This is a genomic window from Cytobacillus stercorigallinarum (genome assembly GCF_014836495.1).
Taxonomy (GTDB): domain Bacteria; phylum Bacillota; class Bacilli; order Bacillales; family Cytobacillaceae; genus Cytobacillus; species Cytobacillus stercorigallinarum.
Genome location: NZ_JACSQT010000010.1, coordinates 15236 through 32241, shown reverse-complemented (window position 1 = coordinate 32241; position 17006 = coordinate 15236). Strand labels below are relative to the sequence as shown.

The following is a 17006-nucleotide window of genomic DNA, read 5'->3' as shown; positions in this document are numbered from 1 at the left end:
ATCCTCCTATCCTTCCATTACGGAAATGGGTGTGGAAGTGGGTTAAGCTCTTCATACGCTAATTTCTTCTGCCTATACCCTAACTGACTTGGTACCTCTAGTACTCTATCCAGTCCTTTCACCCGTGTCAGATGATGTCCAAATGTCATCGGCAACATGCCAGGAATAATGACCTTCACACAGTACAATCCATTCTCTTGAATAATTGGCGTTGTTTGGTCAACAACGATGACTTCAAGATTATTTTTACGGAATGTCTGAAGAACTTCTTGAAGATCATCTTTCAAATCGTTGTATACTGGTGGTTGCTTGAATTCTTCAGCAAATGTACGTAATGGCCCCTGATCCTTCAGAATAAACGCTAGGTATTCTTCTGCCTCGGGTAGACCATACAACATGCCATGATCTTCCATCGTTCTTACTTTATACGGATCTTTAAGCATCTCCTCGTATTTCTGCCTGTTTGCTGCTAATTTCTCATCATGAACAAACATCATGCCCGCAAGCTCATAGATGGCACTTTTGACAGCTCTTACTGGATCCATATGAGCTCCAGCAGCACAAATAATATTTACTCCTGTTTCTTTTCTATTTTTTGCTACGGCCCACACGCTCGGGATCCCATGTTCCATCGTCGAATTGTAAAAATGGAGATCGTACCCTGCCACCTCACGTACCCGGTCAACCATCAACTGCAATTCCTTGTCATCGGCAGAACTTAAATCAAGACGTGGCAATGGAAGTTTCGCATACCAAGTGAGTAAAAATGAATCTCTCTCAACGACTTCCATTACTCCATGAAAAATAGCTTCCTCTAGGCTACCCCCGATGGCACATCCATTTGAGGTCTCATAAACAAAGCCTTCCCCACAACCTAAACTGTAATAAGCAAGTAATTCTGGGACGAGAATAGATCGTTCTTGTAAAAATGAATAACCCCAAACCCAATTCATTGGTTTATTAGGCTCGAATGGTTGATACGGAAAATCGGGCTTCTCGTAATGTTCCAGTGCATGTAAACCAACAGTTGCAGGGTTTAAAGCTTGATCCATGACATCTTGATAACTTTCTCGTACACCCTTTCTTTTTCCCTTAGGCTCGATACCGCAATACCGTTCTAATCCTTCTAAAATGGCGGTTAACTCACTCATTTGATAAGAGTTAGATCTTCCAGCCACTCCCTCGCTAGCACCAAACAGGGGCATATTCATAAGAACATCAGCAAAAGGAAGTGTCCAATCCTGTATTTTCCCGTTGATTACACCTGTCCGATGATCGTAATAATCTCTTAAAAGCACGGTTTCTAATTCTTCAATGGATCGACAGCGATAGCCAGCACCTTGAATTTTCGGACTAGATTGCAACTTAATTTCCGCTAATTTCGCTGTATCTTCTGGAATGTCCCCACATAATGGGCACATTGGATCAAAGGAGAAATGATGAGATGAATGCATGAACGTTTTAAGATTTGTAATGAACAGTTGATTTTCTAAATGATTGGGCTCCCCTTGAAGAATATAATCCACTTCTGTACACAGTAAAGTGGTCATTTGCCAAAGACCCGTTCGTGATGCCCATGCGTCTTGCGGGCTACTCTCTCCTGATAGTTTGTAATAAAACCCCCACATTTCTTTAGAATCTGTACCTGCTATGATGCGCCTTACGTCGGCACAACGAGAACACCCCCGTTTTCCCGGTTGTACCAATGGACCAATAATGCCTTCACCAAAAGAAACAAAGCCACGAAGCCAAGGGATATTTTCCTTTCTGAATTTTTCTTCTGCTTGTTGATGAACAGAGGGCTGCCAATTATCATGCAATACGAGCGCCAATGTTGTATCTTCAGGGAAATCCGTTAATAGATCTTGCCGTCTGACTGTATAATTGCTAGACAATTGCCTATAGACAAAATCGGCCAGTTCACCATTACCGACGATGACAATCATTAACGTACCTCCTCACATATCTGTACGCCATAAACCCCAGCTAACTCTCTTCTTAAAAATGGTTCAAAAGAAAGATCGTAAACAACGATCTCTTTATGATTCTCGTTTAATTTATAAATTGCAGATTGTAATAACTCCTTTTTTGTCATAAGCTCACATGAAGGAATGTCTAATTTTCCTTCTTTCCCTCTTATATAATCATTGGCGTTCATTTCCCCTTCACTGATTGTTGTTGGTTCATTTTGCACATTCAATAATGCTTTTTGCAACGCATGACGTAGTGCCAGTGTTATATTTAAACCAGAACTAATGTAACAAACCCCATTTGACTCTATACATATAACTGGAAAGCCTAGTATTTGATTTCCCATACTGATAGTGGGTGGACCATTTAAGGTTGTCAGTGATTGTAAATAATATCGACAAGCGCGATCTTCTATCTTTTCAAGATTCACAGGTAACAGCGATTGCTGATCAACAGGAAGACTTCTCCTTTCCTCTTCCAAATACACTTGTAGTCCACGGCAAACCGCTTCTGCAAGGGATTCACCAGCACCAATGCCCATAAATTCACTCATTCTTCCCTTCACCATTTTTGAAACATACATCTCAAGCCCAGTGAGGCCTGCTTCCCTTCTTGCTTCTTCATGTGTTAGACCCGAGCATAAAGCCTTTTCCAACAGAGTCGCAGGTCCTTCTGCTAAGGGGTTCACTGCCTGAACATAACATTGTGAAAGCGGAAGCTGTGTTAAATCCTCTTCCCCCCAAATATGAAGAATCCCCGTTTCTTCAGCCGTTAATAAACTCAAATATTCTAAGAGTTTGTTTGCTTTTGGCTGTTCCGTATTCTCCCTCTGAAGTCGGTTGTTTACATCATCGACAAGTTCAGGTTTAAAGGTAGGGTTTTCAACTAATGGATGTGAATAGTACGAAATCCATTCACCTTGCAAACTTTCAAGATCTAGCAAATAAAATTGTTTGTTTTCTTTCGTATCAAATGCTCCTGTCATCTGCTTAAAAAACTCAAAAACAATAATATTCGCCAATAAAGCACCTGCGGTCGAAGAGTAAGGCTGTTGCTTTCGTTCTTTTTGCAATATTGTCTCATGCATTCGACGCCATGCAGATTCCCAGCATCCCTCTGTTTCTGGATTCACTATAGGCCCTGCCATTCCCACCTGCTTTAGATATAAGGCAGGAAGAAAGTTCTTCTTTTCTTCTTTACAAACCTGATTAATCTCCTTCACTTCGTCTATATCTCCATTAGGGGAAACATATAATATCCAATCAAATGATTGTACGACTTCTCTCCAAAAAGCTAAGTTCTTACCATAAGGAATTTCCGTCACCCTTACGGTGGGATCGTCCTTTTTGGCATGATTCACTATTTCATTAATCCGTCCATAGTTTGTTTGTGCTGCTTCTGTCACCATCATGTGAAAGGTTGGTAGCCCTGATTCCAACAAACAAGATGTCAGTGAAACGAATAAAGAACCAGATCCAATCACTAATACCTTTGCTTGGCGATACATCTGAAAACGATAAGCACCTGAATCAACAAAACTCTCAATGAATTCAACCTGAGAAGCATACTTTTCTAGAACATCTGCGGTTAATTGGTGTGGTTGATCTTGACTAGTATCTCGAACGTAGCCTTTTGTAAGTAAAGCCTCGCCAATTTCATATACTCTGTTACGATAGGGAGTTGTCAACCCCGCAGTTAGTTCTGCCAACGTATGTTCTCCATTAAACATGGGTATTAGCTTTTCAATCCATTGATAAATAGTGCCTCCTTCCATCCAAAATGAACTGGCATTATTCCTAAAATAGACGCCTCCCTTAGGGTCTGGTAGATAAAATGTATCATTCTTCACTTTGAGACGTGAGGTTGCGTTCAATTTTGTCATGTAGCCCCTCCTTCGTACTAAGCATTCATTAAATATTCCTTATAATTTATGTATTTGTATTTGTCCATTATGAATAATGAAAAGGAAGCCCCTAATAAAAGGGACTTGTAGGGAGTATACACACGCGTCATTATTGATTTTGTAGCGAAGGAACGAAGATAACTTACACAGATACTTTTTAAATAAAGAACCCGAAGCAACCAAAACAACCGAAACAGCCTGCACATCTAAAACCGCCACAACCACCACAGCGAAAACCACCACAACCGCCACAACCACCACAGCCGCCACAGCGACGCATATCGTTAAATTGAACTGGAACTGGTGCTTGATATTGTATAGGTGTTAAATCCCCCACCTGATATTGATCCATTCCAAGTGATTGAAGTTCGTTTTGAAAATTTTGCATCTTTTCTTCCCCTTTTTAGGTTTAGTACGTATAAAGAGCGTCTCAAGCCTGCCCTCTGTAACAACGTATGATGCTTTTAGGTAGTTGTTACTGATGTAAAAGCCCATTTGGCAAAGAACATTAAATTGGGTTTTTCATACCTTATAGAAATACAAAAGGAGGTGGTTCCTATTTATTTAGATTTCTTATCAAAGTTTGGTGTTGGAGGGGCGCACCCAGGTGGTTTTGAACTAACAAGGGCACTTCTTATGAATGAAGAATTAGACGCTACGTCACAAATTTTAGATGTAGGCTGCGGAACCGGTCAAACAGCCGCCTTTTTGGCTGCTAAATCAGGAGCAAACGTAACAGGGGTTGATATTAACCCGATTATGGTGGAAAAAGCAACTCATAGAATGAAGAAAGCTAAACTGCCCGTACGTATTTTCCAAGGTTCTATCGAAGCACTCCCACTTGAAGATGAGAAATTTGATTTCATTATGTGCGAATCAGTCCTTACTTTTGTCAATCAACCAAAAGCGCTCAAAGAGATTTTTCGCTTATTAAAAAATGGTGGTCGCTTCATTTCTAATGAGTTTACTGCCAATGTCCCACTCCCTCCATCGATAGCAGAGGAAATAAACCGATTTTATGGGATCAATTCTGTTCTCACAGAAGCCGATTGGCTCCGTTTATTTGAAGAAGCAGGATTTACGAACATACGCATAAGTGGTCAAAATCAATCGATGCTCCAATACAACCCCAATCCTGATTTTCTTTACTCAAAACAGATTGAACCAGAACTTTATACTGTAATGACCGAACATTTTAACCTATTAATGAAATATAATGAGCTATTAGGCTACCGGATATTTGTATGTGGAAAATAGCAAATAATAGATCCACCCGTGACAAACATGATCTTGTTGGTTCACCATTCTTAAAGCTAGAAGCTCCAACGGGTGGCTGTCTCCCTTTTTCAAGTAAGGGCATAGATGTGCTTAAAGCATATTACATACGTTAGGTACGTAAAAATGCCTTAAATCTATCTATGATTCCATGGACTGCTTTCACTGGATATCTTTTACTAATACTTATATGGGTAAATTTTTTCAATAAGATTGGTAATATTTATTTACCTCTTTCTTTACAGGTTCATCATGTTGTTTGCGACGGATATCCCATCGCTCTTTTTTATAGATACATTTCAGTCCGTCTTATTAGAAACCATAAATATTGAGAAATGACATGCCGACTAAATTTAGTCGGTACTTTTTAAGTAAAGGGCACACGCAAATACTTAAAATGATTCCACAAATAGCGCTAGATTTTCCAATGTTGATTGTAAACCAATGTCATGATCTTCCTTGCTTATTCCTTTAGGGACATTTTCACATTTAACGGTGACTCTTGTTCCTTTTGCAAGGGGTTCAAATAGCCATGTCTGTTTCATATCACCAGTGAATTCGGGGGATTCTGAGTCAAATATTACTAGTTGTATTATCTTTTTATCAGGAACTAATTCTAAAAATTTCCCTTGATACACATCACTGTTCTCAGTAGTTTTTCCATATGAGGGTTGGTTTCCTTCATAGAAGAGTGTCATTTTGTAAGTCCCCTCTTCACGCGGATCAAAATCTTCAACATAACCTGACATTCCTTTAGGTGGGAGCCATGAAACTAAAGCTTTCGGATGGAGAAATGCTTCATATATCGTGTGTGATTCTGCCATGATCACTCTTGACGCTGTATCTGTTCTATTTTCCATAACAAAACCTCCTTTGGTCTATAATCAAAGTTTCTACTTTTGTTATAAACTCTTAGTTCATTCTACTATTTCTTCCACAGAATCATAGGTTACTCCTTCTTCAGCTAAGCTGACCCTTGCTTTCGTCTTGGCTGGACCAATTCATGGGGGATGTGCAGTGCAAGGGCTCAATCACCCGTGTCAGAATATTACCTAAACCCGCTATCTTTAGCGTACTCTGTTAAAACACATTGAATCCTATCCCAAAATAAAAAACGCCGCATTAAGTAGCGGCGTTTTCGGTATTATTGATAAATATGAACAAATGGTTCAGCTTCGTTTGCGTTACGGACGATTAATGATTCTGGTCCGTTGACTGACGTGACATTTACTTGGACAGAGATGTATTCTGGAAACATGCTAACGACTTTGCTGGTTACATATTGGGTGAATCCGACACTTTCTGACTTACCGTAAAACTGTATAGGTATATCTATATTTAGCTGCTGCAATTGATCACCAATATAGAAACCTTTTCCAATGACGCCGTTAAAATTAGGGAAATATTTTTCAACATCTTGCTTAAAATTCAAGAAATTCGTATAGTCTTCTCGATACTTCTCTTCGGCTGTATTAGATGGGAATAAAATATAGTTTTCCTTTACATCTTCCCAACCACTTAGCTGGTTACTTCCCTCACCGGCATGCGCATAGGCGAAGAAGTTCCCTGGGACGACAGAAGTTCTTTCCGATTGTTCAAATAGCGCAATGGTAATAGGTACATTCTCAAGGCCTTCTTGTTGTCTTAATCTCTTTATAATTTCTTCAGCCATCTTTTTGCCTTCTGCTTCTACTTTACTATGAGAAATATCTTCTTCAAATGTGGCACCGTATGCTTCTTTTTGATAATAATGGACGGAATTAAGCGCCAAACCAATGACAACACCGCCAAGTTTCACTTTATTATCACCATCTTTTACAAGATAGTTATGTTCTAAAATATGAGCTAAGTAAAGAGGTGCACGGGCATTTCTTTCTTCTTTTGTCCCTTTTCCATCATCTACGGGATTTAGACCGAGATTCTCTTTTTCCGTCATGTCTTTTTCTTTTAATTGTTCTTTCGTATATTGGCGACTTAACCATGAGGAAATCGTTGCTTTATCTAGGTATTGTCCTTCTTGGAAGAAGAACTTTTCTGTATCAAAATGGTTCTGCGCAACTCTCATTAAACCTGTCTCAAATTCATTTATATCATATTTTGTATTTACATTATTAACGACTAAACCGCGTGACTCACTTGGCTTAAAAGGTAGGATTGTCCGATAGTACGAATCGGATATTTTAAAGTTTGGTATGATCGCCTGTTCTTCTTCGCTACTCTCATTTTCATTTTGCACAACCTCTTCTTGCTGGTTAAAACTAGGTGCACAACCCGCGAGTAAAAGAACGAATGACAGCGACACTGCCATGAGTTTTTTCACGATTTTCACCTCTTACGAATTTAATTCCTCAATCAATTTTTCCTCGTCCCAAATCGTAATGCCTAATTCCTGCGCTTTGGTTAATTTTGAGCCTGCGTCTTCTCCGGCAATAACTAGATCTGTTTTTTTACTCACACTGCCAGAAACCTTGCCTCCTAAAGCTTCGATTTTTTCCTTGGCTTCATTTCTAGCAAGCTGTTCTAATTTACCCGTTAACACAATGGTTTTCCCAGCAAATATAGAATCAGATTCCTCTATATTGACAGGTTTTGGTCCCTTATAAGTCAAATTCACGCCAACATCTTGTAACTCTTGAATAAGAGATGTAACTTCTTCCTGTTCAAAATATGTGACGAGTGCATCAGCCATTTTATCGCCTATTTCATTAATGCTAATAAAATCATCCATAGTTGCCTGCTGGATTTTACCCATCTCTCCAAATGTTTGCGCAAGCGTTTTTGCCGCTTTTGCCCCCACATGACGGATCCCTAACCCAAATAATAATTTTTCTAAAGAATTTCCCTTAGAGACTTCAATCGCCTTTAACAAATTGTTAACAGATTTTTCGCCCATTCTCTCTAATTGAATAAGCTGTTCATACGTAAGATGATAAATATCTGCCACATCTTCAATTAACTTTTCTGCAAATAATTGGCTAATTACTTTTTCCCCTAGACCATCGATATTCATGGCATTTCGTGAGACAAAATGAATAAGTCCCTCTCTTATCTGCGCAGGACATTTCGGATTAATACAACGAAGTGCGACCTCTTCCTCTAAACGTACAAGTTCACTTTCACATGCCGGGCAATGAGTTGGCATATGAAAATCAACTTCTTCTCCCGTTCTTCTTTCAGGTAATACATTGACAACTTCAGGGATGATATCGCCTGCTTTCTTAATCACAACGAAATCACCTAGCTTAATGTCCTTCTCACGAATAAGATCTTCATTATGAAGGGAGGCACGTTGCACGGTAGTACCAGCCACTCGAACAGGTTCAAGTAATGCTGTTGGCGTTACCACACCGGTGCGGCCGATACTTAATTCAATATCTTTTAACTGTGTGACTACCTCTTCCGCGGGAAACTTATAAGCAATCGCCCATCTTGGACTCTTTGCTGTTGTCCCAAGTTCATCTTGTTGGTCATATGAATCGACTTTGATTACGATTCCATCAATATCATACGATAAGTCTGGTCGGTTTTCTGTCCATTTCTCGATATATTGGATGACCTCATCTATATTTTTACACCTCTGGCGCTCTTTGTTCGTTTTAAATCCTTGGGAATCAAGAAAATCCAGCCCTTCACTATGAGAACGAATCCCCGTTTTCCCCTCATCAGCCATAGCATAAACAAAAATATCTAAATTTCTTGATGCAGCAATTTTCGGATCTAATTGTCTAAGTGAACCAGCGGCAGCATTACGAGGATTCGCAAATGGTTCTTCACCTCGTTCTTCTTTTCCTTTATTTAAACTTAAGAACGATTTCCTTGGCATGAACGCCTCTCCGCGCACTTCAAAGGTTACCGTTTCCTTTACACGCAGAGGAATAGAACGAATGGTGCGAAGGTTAACGGTAATGTTTTCACCAATGGAACCATCTCCACGCGTTGCTCCGATGGCAAACAATCCATTTTCATAGCGAAGAGAAACAGCCAATCCGTCAATCTTTAACTCACAGACATATGAGAAATGCTCTCCCACAGCTTGGCGGACACGACGGTCAAAATCCCTTAAGTCTTGCTCATTAAATGCATTGGCTAAACTGAGCATCGGCGTTCGATGTTCAACTTTTTCAAACATATCTAATACTTGCCCACCAACCCGATGCGTAGGTGAATCTTCTGTTTTCAACTCTGGATGTTGCTCCTCAAGTGCAATTAACTCATGAAGAAGCTGGTCATATTCTGCATCAGGTACAGATGGCTGATCAAGTACATGATATTCGTAATTATATTGATTAAGGAGATTTTGCAAATCCTTGACCCTTTGTTCTACCTTCTTTTCCTCCAAGACGTTCAACCCTTTCCTTTAACCTTTCGAAATCGGGGCAAATTTAGCAAGTAATCGTTTAATACCTACTGGCTTTGGAAAAGCAATATCAAGCTCTATTCCATCACCTTCACCTTTAACACTTACAACTGTTCCTGTACCCCATTTACCATGCACAGCTTTATCTCCAACTTTCCAATCCATACTGCTACCGCCAGTATTTTGTACAGCTGGGCGCACAACCGCTTTACGAGCAGGTTGCATTCGATTTCCTGATGAACCATTAAACGCGGACTGACTTCGACTAAGAGGTTTGGCTTTTGGCTCTAATCCTTCTATTAAATCAGCCGGAATTTCCTGAATAAACCTAGACGGTGGGTTCATATTTGTACGGCCAAATAGTGTACGCATTTGTGCATTTGTTATGAATAACTGTTCTTCTGCTCTCGTAATTCCTACATAAGCCAGTCGACGTTCTTCTTCCATTTCTGCTTCTTCCATTAACGAACGGCTATGAGGGAATACACCTTCCTCCATACCCATTAAAAAGACAACTGGGAACTCTAATCCCTTTGCAGAGTGAAGCGTCATTAACACAACTGCATCGGCTTTCTCGCCGTCATCATCCAACTTATCAATATCAGCAACAAGTGCCAAATCTGTTAAGAAGGCAACAAGTGTTTTATCTTCTGACGCATCTTCAAAATTCTTCGTTACAGATAGAAACTCATCTAAGTTTTCCAAACGACTTTGAGACTCGATCGATTTCTCCGCTTTTAACATGTCACGATAACCTGACTTGTCCAAAAGCTCCTCAACCAATTCTGTCACAGATAAGTATTCTTGCATTTGTGTATAGTTCTTTACTAAATCACGAAACTCTATAGCCGATTTCGTAATTTTTGGGCTTAAACCAATTAATTCAATAGATTCTAGCGCTTCAAACATTGTCATATCATGCATGGCTGCAAAATTAGCTATTTTATCAACTGATCCAGAACCAATCCCTCTCTTCGGCACATTAATCACTCGTTGTAGACTAATATCATCATCAGGATTGGCAATTAAGCGTAAATAAGCCAATACATCTTTTATTTCTTTACGATCATAGAACTTAATCCCGCCGACAATCGCATATTCAATATTCGACTTTAATAGCATTTCCTCCATCACACGGGACTGGGCATTTGTGCGGTAAAGAATAGCAAAATCAGCAAGCTTGCGATTCTGACTCTGCGCCAACTCTTTAATTTTACTTACGACAAATTGACCTTCGCCTTGCTCACTGTCGGCACGGTAATACTGAATTTTATTTCCTTCAGGATTCTCGGTCCATAAGTTTTTCGCTTTTCTATTCATGTTCTTATCAATGACGCCATTAGCTGCATTTAAAATTCTTTGCGTAGAGCGATAATTTTGTTCTAACAAAATGACTTGTGCTTGGGCATAATCTTTTTCAAAAGATAAGATATTGGCAATATCTGCGCCGCGCCATCTATAAATAGATTGATCGGAGTCTCCAACCACACATATATTTTTGAAACGATTCGCCAATAATTTCACTAGCATGTATTGCGCTCTATTCGTATCTTGATATTCATCCACATGGATATACTGGAATTTACGTTGATAGTACTCCAATACCTCAGGGACACGATTAAACAATTGAATCGTCTTCATAATAAGATCATCAAAGTCTAATGCGTGATTCTTTCGCAGACGTTTTTGATAATCTGTATACACATCACTTGTCACTTGGGAAAAATAATCACCGGCAGACTTGGCGAATTCCTCTGGTTCAATGAGTTCATTTTTTGCAGAACTAATCGTCCCTAAAATCGCTCTAGGATCAAATTTTTTCGGATCTAGATTCCGCTCTTTCAAAATACTCTTAATAACAGATTGCTGATCAGTAGCATCTAATATTGTGAAGTTACGATTGAATCCAATTCGGTCGATATCACGACGTAAAATTCTCACACACATCGAGTGAAAAGTAGAAATCCAAATCTCTTCAGCCACACCGCCCATCATCGCACGAATACGATCTCTCATTTCTCTTGCTGCCTTATTCGTAAACGTGATCGCTAAAATATTATATGGATTCACGCCTTTTTCTACCATTAAATAAGCAATGCGATGGGTAAGTACACGCGTCTTCCCACTTCCTGCTCCAGCCATAATAAGTAAAGGACCATCTGTTGCCTTTACAGCCTGTTGCTGCTCCTTATTCAAACCATTTAATAATTTATCAGATAAATATTGCATTCCTTTTCTTCACCACCATACAAACATTTGTTCTGTTTTTAGTCTAACTTGATTGATTTGGTTATTCAAGATTTATTGTTTCACCGCTTCTACTGTTTTTAACGCCATTTTGATATCATCATAGACGATATTTCCAACGACAACTACATCAGCATACGCGCCCATTTCTCTTGCTTGTTCCACAGTCGTAATCCCGCCACCATAAAATAACATCGTCTCATCCAAGGTTTGACTTACTTCTTTCACTATTTCTACATTGCCGTATGTACCGCTATACTCGAGATAAAAAATCGGCAAATGAAACATTTTTTCTGCCATTAATGCGTACGCTTTGACGTCTTCTATCGTTAAATCCGTATGCGCACTTGTTAATTGAGCAACTTTACAATCTTCATTTAACACGCAATATCCTTGCATAAGAATTTCGTCCCAATTCATGATCTCGCCAAATTCCTTGACTGCATGATGGTGCATTCCATTAATCCATGTGGGATCTTTACTATTTAAGACAGTCGGGATAAAAAACAAATCATACCCAGGTGTAATTGAATCAATTGTAGAAACCTCTAACACACATGGAACTGTATATCTACGAACACGCCCCATCAGATCAAGCACCCGCTCAAGCGTAATGCCATCTGTCCCCCCAATAATAATCGCGTCCGTACCAGACTCGCACACTTTCTCTAAATCTTCATCAGATATATATTTATTAGGGTCAAGCTTAAACGCATGGTGCCACGCGCGAACATCATACATACATAGTTCCTCCATTCTATCTTTCCATTCAATCATTATATCATTTGTCCATCGAATCAAAAAGAAAACCGCTAAAGAATAAGCGATGGATTTATTTGGCTAAATTGACATCATTGTGACATGGCGATTCAGCATGTAAATGATATGATTCTTTCGGATTCCGATGCAATGTCTGTTTTGGCTAATCAGATTTTCTCTTGGGGTCTGTTTTCTGACGTGTTTCTCTCCTAATCCAATCAGGTTTCCTGTTGGATCCAAGTTTCTGAGGCTGTTCTCCTCTTATCCAACCAAATTTCCTCTTAGATCCGAATTTCTGACGCGGTTCTCTCCTAATCCAACCAAATTTCCTCTTAGGTCCTAGTTTTTGACGCGGTTCTCTCCTAATTCAATCAAATTTCCTTTTGGGTCCGAGTTTCTGACGCGGTTCTCTCCTAATCCAACCAAATTTCCTTTTGGGTCCGAGTTTCTGACTCGTTTCTTCTCTAATCCAACCAAATTTCCTTTTGGGCCCGAGTTTCTGACGCGGTTCTCCTCTTATCCAACCAGGTTTCCTCTTGGATCCGAATTTCTGACTCGTTTCTCTCCTAATCCAACCAAATTTCCTTTTGGGTCCTAGTTTCTGACTCGTTTCTCTCCTAATCCAATCAAATTTCCTCTTAGATCCTAGTTTCTGACGCGGTTCTCTCCTAATCCAATCAAATTTCCTCTTAGATCCTAGTTTCTGACGCGGTTCTGTTCTAATCCAACCAGATTTCACCTTGAATCCTAGTCTCTAACGCGTTTCTCACCTACTCCAATCGCTTTTTCTACTAGTTCCTGATTTCCGTTCCAAAACAAAAAAACCGCGGGTGCTGATTCCCTCGGTTCGGTCGTTTTCATCGCTGGATTTTTTATTGTTTTTCTGTTGTTTCTTCTTCTTTAATTCTTTCTAATGCCATCTCGTAGGCATCGTTTCCGTAGTTTAAGCAACGTTTCACACGCGAGATTGTTGCGGTGCTTGCACCTGTTTCAGTTTCAATCTTATGATACGTTTTTCCTTCTCTAAGCATACGTGCCACTTCTAGTCTTTGCGCTAATGATTGAATCTCGTTCACTGTACATAAGTCATCAAAAAATCGATAACATTCGTCTAAATCATTTAATGATAATACCGCCTGAAATAATTGGTCTAATTCTTGTCCTCTTAGTTTATTAATTTGCATATTGTTTACCCCTTTTTCATTTTTTAGTTAATTGTTACCGACTGATCGATTCCTGGCTCTTGTGGAATAACATTCACCCATGTTTTCCCCGGTGCAAGTGGTTGCTCTTTTCCATCGATTACTGGATAAATTCTTCCTTCTTTATTCACCCAGCTCACTTCAGACATCATACCTCTTTGAATAAGATACCCTTTACCCCCTGAAGTCAAATCAATCTCACGTCGGCCTTCTCCATCTATCACTGTATGCTTCGCTTCTATAATTAAAATATTGCTTAATAACACAGGGTCCCCTGTGTCATAGTCTGTTGTCCATTCACCATCTGAAGATCGTTTGTATGCTTTGGTTGTTTCATCATAATCATATGTGACATCAAAACGTTCATCTTTTCCATAACTTACTGCAATCTCTTTAGCCATAGAGCCACTAAGTTTATCCGCTTCTTCGTCCGTTAAATGTGCAAAAGCAGCTGGTGCCCCTTCAAGCTCATAATTCTTTTCTTTAGCCCCTTGTTCAATATGTGCAAAAGAAATGTATGAATTATGAGGTGCCTCGCGATCACTCACACGTTCAAAAAGTGTACCCTCATAATATAAGCCATTCAAATGATCCACATATTCTTCAGCAAGCATCTTCTTTGCCTCTGGACTATTTCCATGAGCGATGTAAAGACTATTGAACCCTTTTGCCAGTTCAATATAATATTCTCTGGCACTACGCACGGGCCCTACTCTATCCGGTTGTTCACTTTGAAAAATAGCCAGGAATCGCGTGACTTCACCTTCAGCCAGTAATTCATAAACAATATCCGCTTGAGTCAACCCTGATTGTGGCCTTGCTTTTGGATGATTGTTAATCATAACTGCTATAGCACGCTGATTCCCATTCCCCTCTTGAGCTAAGCCTGTGAGGGGATAAACTACCTTTTCTTCAGGCGTATCAATATTTTCTTCACCTTGATTGTCCATACCATTTAACTCTTCGTTTGCTGGATCCTCAACTGTTTCATTCTTGCTGCATCCTGTTACCAAAAGCATTGCTACGAGAGACGTAGTCATCCATTTGTTCAGCATGATGCACCCCTTATCACTATATGATTACCCTCTTTTACATTTTAACGCATCATAGTTGGAAAGAGTACAGTTTTATTCATGACATCATACATTCCTCGCTGTGTAACCCTGATATATGGGAGATGAGTCGAGGAAAAAAATAATAATGTATAAATTGGGTCGGCAAAGCGATAGCCTCTTTCTCGCAAATAAGCTAATAAGGTTCTTTCTTCTTCAATCAAATCTTCCACTCGTTTATTCGACATGATCCCCTTTAATGTAAGTGGAATTTCTGTAACAATTCTCCCTTGTTCAGAAATAACGATTCCCCCACCAATTTCTTTCATATGATTAAAGGCATTCATCATATCTTTCTTGCTCTTCCCGATTAATATAATATCACCGGTATTAGAATATGAACTTGCTAAACCGTCTAACTCATTGGCAAATCCTTTAATGACCGTATTCACACGCCACTTTCCTTTACGGTCAATTAACATGAAGAAACATTCGTCATGCTCCCTACTTAGCTCATCACCGGAAATATCAATGGCTAGTGAGTAAGGCTTTGTAATAACAGCACTCTCCATTTTAATACCGAATGGCATCGAAAATTGCATGTCATGAGAAGTAAGCTCCCAGTTCATTTCTAGCGGTTCAAATCCATACTCTTCCCACGGCATATTATCTTCAAATGATGTATTTTCACCATCTTTTCTTATCCATTTCCCTTTTGCTAACACACTAACAGGTGTTGGGTTACTTTCATTCTCTAGAAAATTGATATTCGCCACTCTACCTGTTGCGATATTTCCATGCAGATGTTGAATGTTATAATATTTAGCTACATTAATTGTACCCATATTATACGCATCAATTACCGGCACCCCTTTTTCAAGGGCAATCCGAATCATCTGATCAATAATCCCTTGATCGGAAAAGGATGAAGAAGAGCCATCTGTGGTAAAAATAAATGATTCATAATGATCAATGCCCAATTCATGCATTTCATCTAATAATTGCGGTAAATCAGGTCGAATAGATGAATAACGCAACGATACAGTATATCCTTGCATAAGACGATTCATAATCTCTTGTCCGCTAATTGCTTCATGGTCGCAATCAGCTCCGAGCAGCATTAACTTCGCTAAAGTCTTTTCTGACGCTCCAGGAAAGTGACCTTCAATCTGCTTCCTCATTCTTTTCGCTTCTTGCATCCAATGAAGCATCAAATCATCACCATCAAGTAGCTTCGGCCAGCCAGTTAATTCCCCACCTTGCAATACCGCATCATGCTCTAACCAAGATTTAATATTACCATGTGAAAATGTTGTTTCTTCATTTTGTATTTCCGTTTGTGCATCAAAACGGCACCACCAATACATCGTTGAAGGGATATTTCTCATTTCTTTTAAGAATGAAAACGCTTTCTTTTTCTCTAATTGTAATGCTAGCACCATATTATCATTAATCAAAGTGGTTGTGCCAAATTGCGCTGCATAACGAGCAAAAGAAAGGGGATTATATAACTGAAATGGATGTGCATGTGGTTCAATATATCCTGGAACAAGTGTCAAACCATTACAATCAACAATTTCGCAGCCATCTAACTTGTCAGGAAGCTTTTCACCGATATAAACAATACGATCACCGAGAATCCAAATATTCGCATGTACCCATTTTTTAATTGCTTGATTTAAGTAACGAGCATTTTTCAGTAACATCGTTGGCGCAATACGCCCATCTAGAACAGATACATGTTCACGTAGATGTTTGTTTTTCCAACGGTATCGCTGTTCTAGCACTCTGTTTCCTCCTTTTATGGTAACTACAATTATCTATTTTTTTTCGTTTACGATAATGAAGCAGCATTCATTTGTTGCCTATTATCATAACATATATAACTTTTTAACGCAGTAAAGAATAACAAATATTTGTTAATTTTTTGTGAAGGAGGTCCTTTTATGAATGTTAAGCCCAATATTGGTATCATTCAGGCATTAATCCGTATTACTTGTGGATTAACCATTGTTGCTTGGAGTGCCACAAAGCTCGTTAAAAAACCTTGGAGTGATCGTTTTCTCATTCTTACTTCACTTGGTGCAATGAAAGTCGCAGAAGGTATTGTCCGCTACTGCCCTATCATTGCCTTATTTGAAAAAGGGAAAGAGAACATAAAAGATTCTGATCACCAGTTTAAACCACCTATAGATTTTTTAAAAGAGCAAAAGTTATTAAAAGATACTGATTTAGAATAA

General features: G+C 39.2%; 13 protein-coding genes and 1 pseudogene. 3 read left to right on the top strand and 11 right to left on the bottom strand.

Annotation, left to right across the window (positions count from 1 at the left end; all coding sequences use genetic code 11):
* Positions 1-17: 17 nt before the first annotated feature.
* From H9655_RS17625 to H9655_RS17615, 3 genes are all read right to left on the bottom strand, one after another.
* Entirely contained in the window at positions 18-1946 is a 1929-nt protein-coding gene (locus H9655_RS17625) for a TOMM precursor leader peptide-binding protein (protein WP_191816485.1), read from the bottom strand.
* Positions 1946-3853, bottom strand: a complete 1908-nt coding sequence (locus H9655_RS17620; RefSeq protein ID WP_191816483.1) for a putative thiazole-containing bacteriocin maturation protein — start codon at positions 3851-3853, stop codon at positions 1946-1948. The genes H9655_RS17625 and H9655_RS17620 overlap by 1 nt, the downstream gene beginning before the upstream one ends.
* Positions 3854-4031: 178 nt before the next feature.
* Entirely contained in the window at positions 4032-4262 is a 231-nt protein-coding gene (locus H9655_RS17615; protein WP_191816481.1) for a heterocycloanthracin/sonorensin family bacteriocin, read from the bottom strand.
* Between the two features lie 161 nt (positions 4263-4423).
* Between H9655_RS17615 and H9655_RS17610 the strand changes: the two genes are divergently transcribed.
* Together H9655_RS17610 and H9655_RS17605 are read left to right on the top strand one after the other, a co-directional pair.
* On the top strand, positions 4424-5131 hold the full coding sequence (locus tag H9655_RS17610; protein WP_318245513.1) for a class I SAM-dependent methyltransferase: 708 nt from the start codon (positions 4424-4426) through the stop codon (positions 5129-5131).
* A gap of 134 nt (positions 5132-5265) precedes the next feature.
* Positions 5266-5448: pseudogene (locus tag H9655_RS17605) on the top strand (CatA-like O-acetyltransferase); the annotation flags it as partial.
* A gap of 93 nt (positions 5449-5541) precedes the next feature.
* Here H9655_RS17605 and H9655_RS17600 read toward each other — a convergent pair.
* From H9655_RS17600 to H9655_RS17565, 8 genes are all read right to left on the bottom strand, one after another.
* Positions 5542-6009: an SRPBCC domain-containing protein gene (locus tag H9655_RS17600; protein WP_191816474.1), complete on the bottom strand. Its 468-nt coding sequence runs from the start codon at positions 6007-6009 to the stop codon at positions 5542-5544.
* Between the two features lie 284 nt (positions 6010-6293).
* The gene (locus H9655_RS17595) at positions 6294-7469 is read right to left on the bottom strand and encodes a CamS family sex pheromone protein (protein ID WP_191816470.1); all 1176 of its coding nucleotides are present in this window, start codon (positions 7467-7469) and stop codon (positions 6294-6296) included.
* A gap of 12 nt (positions 7470-7481) precedes the next feature.
* Positions 7482-9488 carry an NAD-dependent DNA ligase LigA gene (gene ligA / locus H9655_RS17590; protein ID WP_191816468.1) on the bottom strand — a complete coding sequence of 669 codons (2007 nt, stop codon included), beginning with the start codon at positions 9486-9488 and terminating at the stop codon, positions 7482-7484.
* 18 nt (positions 9489-9506) lie between these two features.
* A complete protein-coding gene (gene pcrA, locus H9655_RS17585; protein ID WP_191816466.1) occupies positions 9507-11735 on the bottom strand; it encodes a DNA helicase PcrA in 2229 nt (742 codons plus the stop codon).
* Positions 11736-11807: 72 nt separating this feature from the next.
* The gene (locus H9655_RS17580; protein ID WP_191816464.1) at positions 11808-12494 is read right to left on the bottom strand and encodes a heptaprenylglyceryl phosphate synthase; all 687 of its coding nucleotides are present in this window, start codon (positions 12492-12494) and stop codon (positions 11808-11810) included.
* A gap of 890 nt (positions 12495-13384) precedes the next feature.
* Entirely contained in the window at positions 13385-13696 is a 312-nt protein-coding gene (locus tag H9655_RS17575) for a YerC/YecD family TrpR-related protein (protein ID WP_191816462.1), read from the bottom strand.
* A gap of 23 nt (positions 13697-13719) precedes the next feature.
* The gene (locus tag H9655_RS17570) at positions 13720-14769 is read right to left on the bottom strand and encodes a DUF3048 domain-containing protein (RefSeq protein ID WP_191816460.1); all 1050 of its coding nucleotides are present in this window, start codon (positions 14767-14769) and stop codon (positions 13720-13722) included.
* Between the two features lie 41 nt (positions 14770-14810).
* On the bottom strand, positions 14811-16553 hold the full coding sequence (locus H9655_RS17565) for an adenine deaminase C-terminal domain-containing protein (RefSeq protein WP_191816458.1): 1743 nt from the start codon (positions 16551-16553) through the stop codon (positions 14811-14813).
* A gap of 159 nt (positions 16554-16712) precedes the next feature.
* On the opposite strand from H9655_RS17565, the gene H9655_RS17560 reads away from it, so the two are divergent.
* Complete coding sequence (locus H9655_RS17560; protein WP_191816456.1) at positions 16713-17006, top strand: YgaP family membrane protein; 294 nt, start codon at positions 16713-16715, stop codon at positions 17004-17006.

Coding starts and splice junctions, on each gene's coding strand:
- H9655_RS17625 (WP_191816485.1), bottom strand. CDS start 1,946: ATGATTGTCATCGTCGGTAATGGTGAACTGGCCGATTTTGTCTATAGG.
- H9655_RS17620 (WP_191816483.1), bottom strand. CDS start 3,853: ATGACAAAATTGAACGCAACCTCACGTCTCAAAGTGAAGAATGATACA.
- H9655_RS17615 (WP_191816481.1), bottom strand. CDS start 4,262: ATGCAAAATTTTCAAAACGAACTTCAATCACTTGGAATGGATCAATAT.
- H9655_RS17600 (WP_191816474.1), bottom strand. CDS start 6,009: ATGGAAAATAGAACAGATACAGCGTCAAGAGTGATCATGGCAGAATCA.
- pcrA (WP_191816466.1), bottom strand. CDS start 11,735: ATGCAATATTTATCTGATAAATTATTAAATGGTTTGAATAAGGAGCAG.
- H9655_RS17580 (WP_191816464.1), bottom strand. CDS start 12,494: ATGTATGATGTTCGCGCGTGGCACCATGCGTTTAAGCTTGACCCTAAT.
- H9655_RS17575 (WP_191816462.1), bottom strand. CDS start 13,696: ATGCAAATTAATAAACTAAGAGGACAAGAATTAGACCAATTATTTCAG.
- H9655_RS17570 (WP_191816460.1), bottom strand. CDS start 14,769: ATGCTGAACAAATGGATGACTACGTCTCTCGTAGCAATGCTTTTGGTA.
- H9655_RS17560 (WP_191816456.1), top strand. CDS start 16,713: ATGAATGTTAAGCCCAATATTGGTATCATTCAGGCATTAATCCGTATT.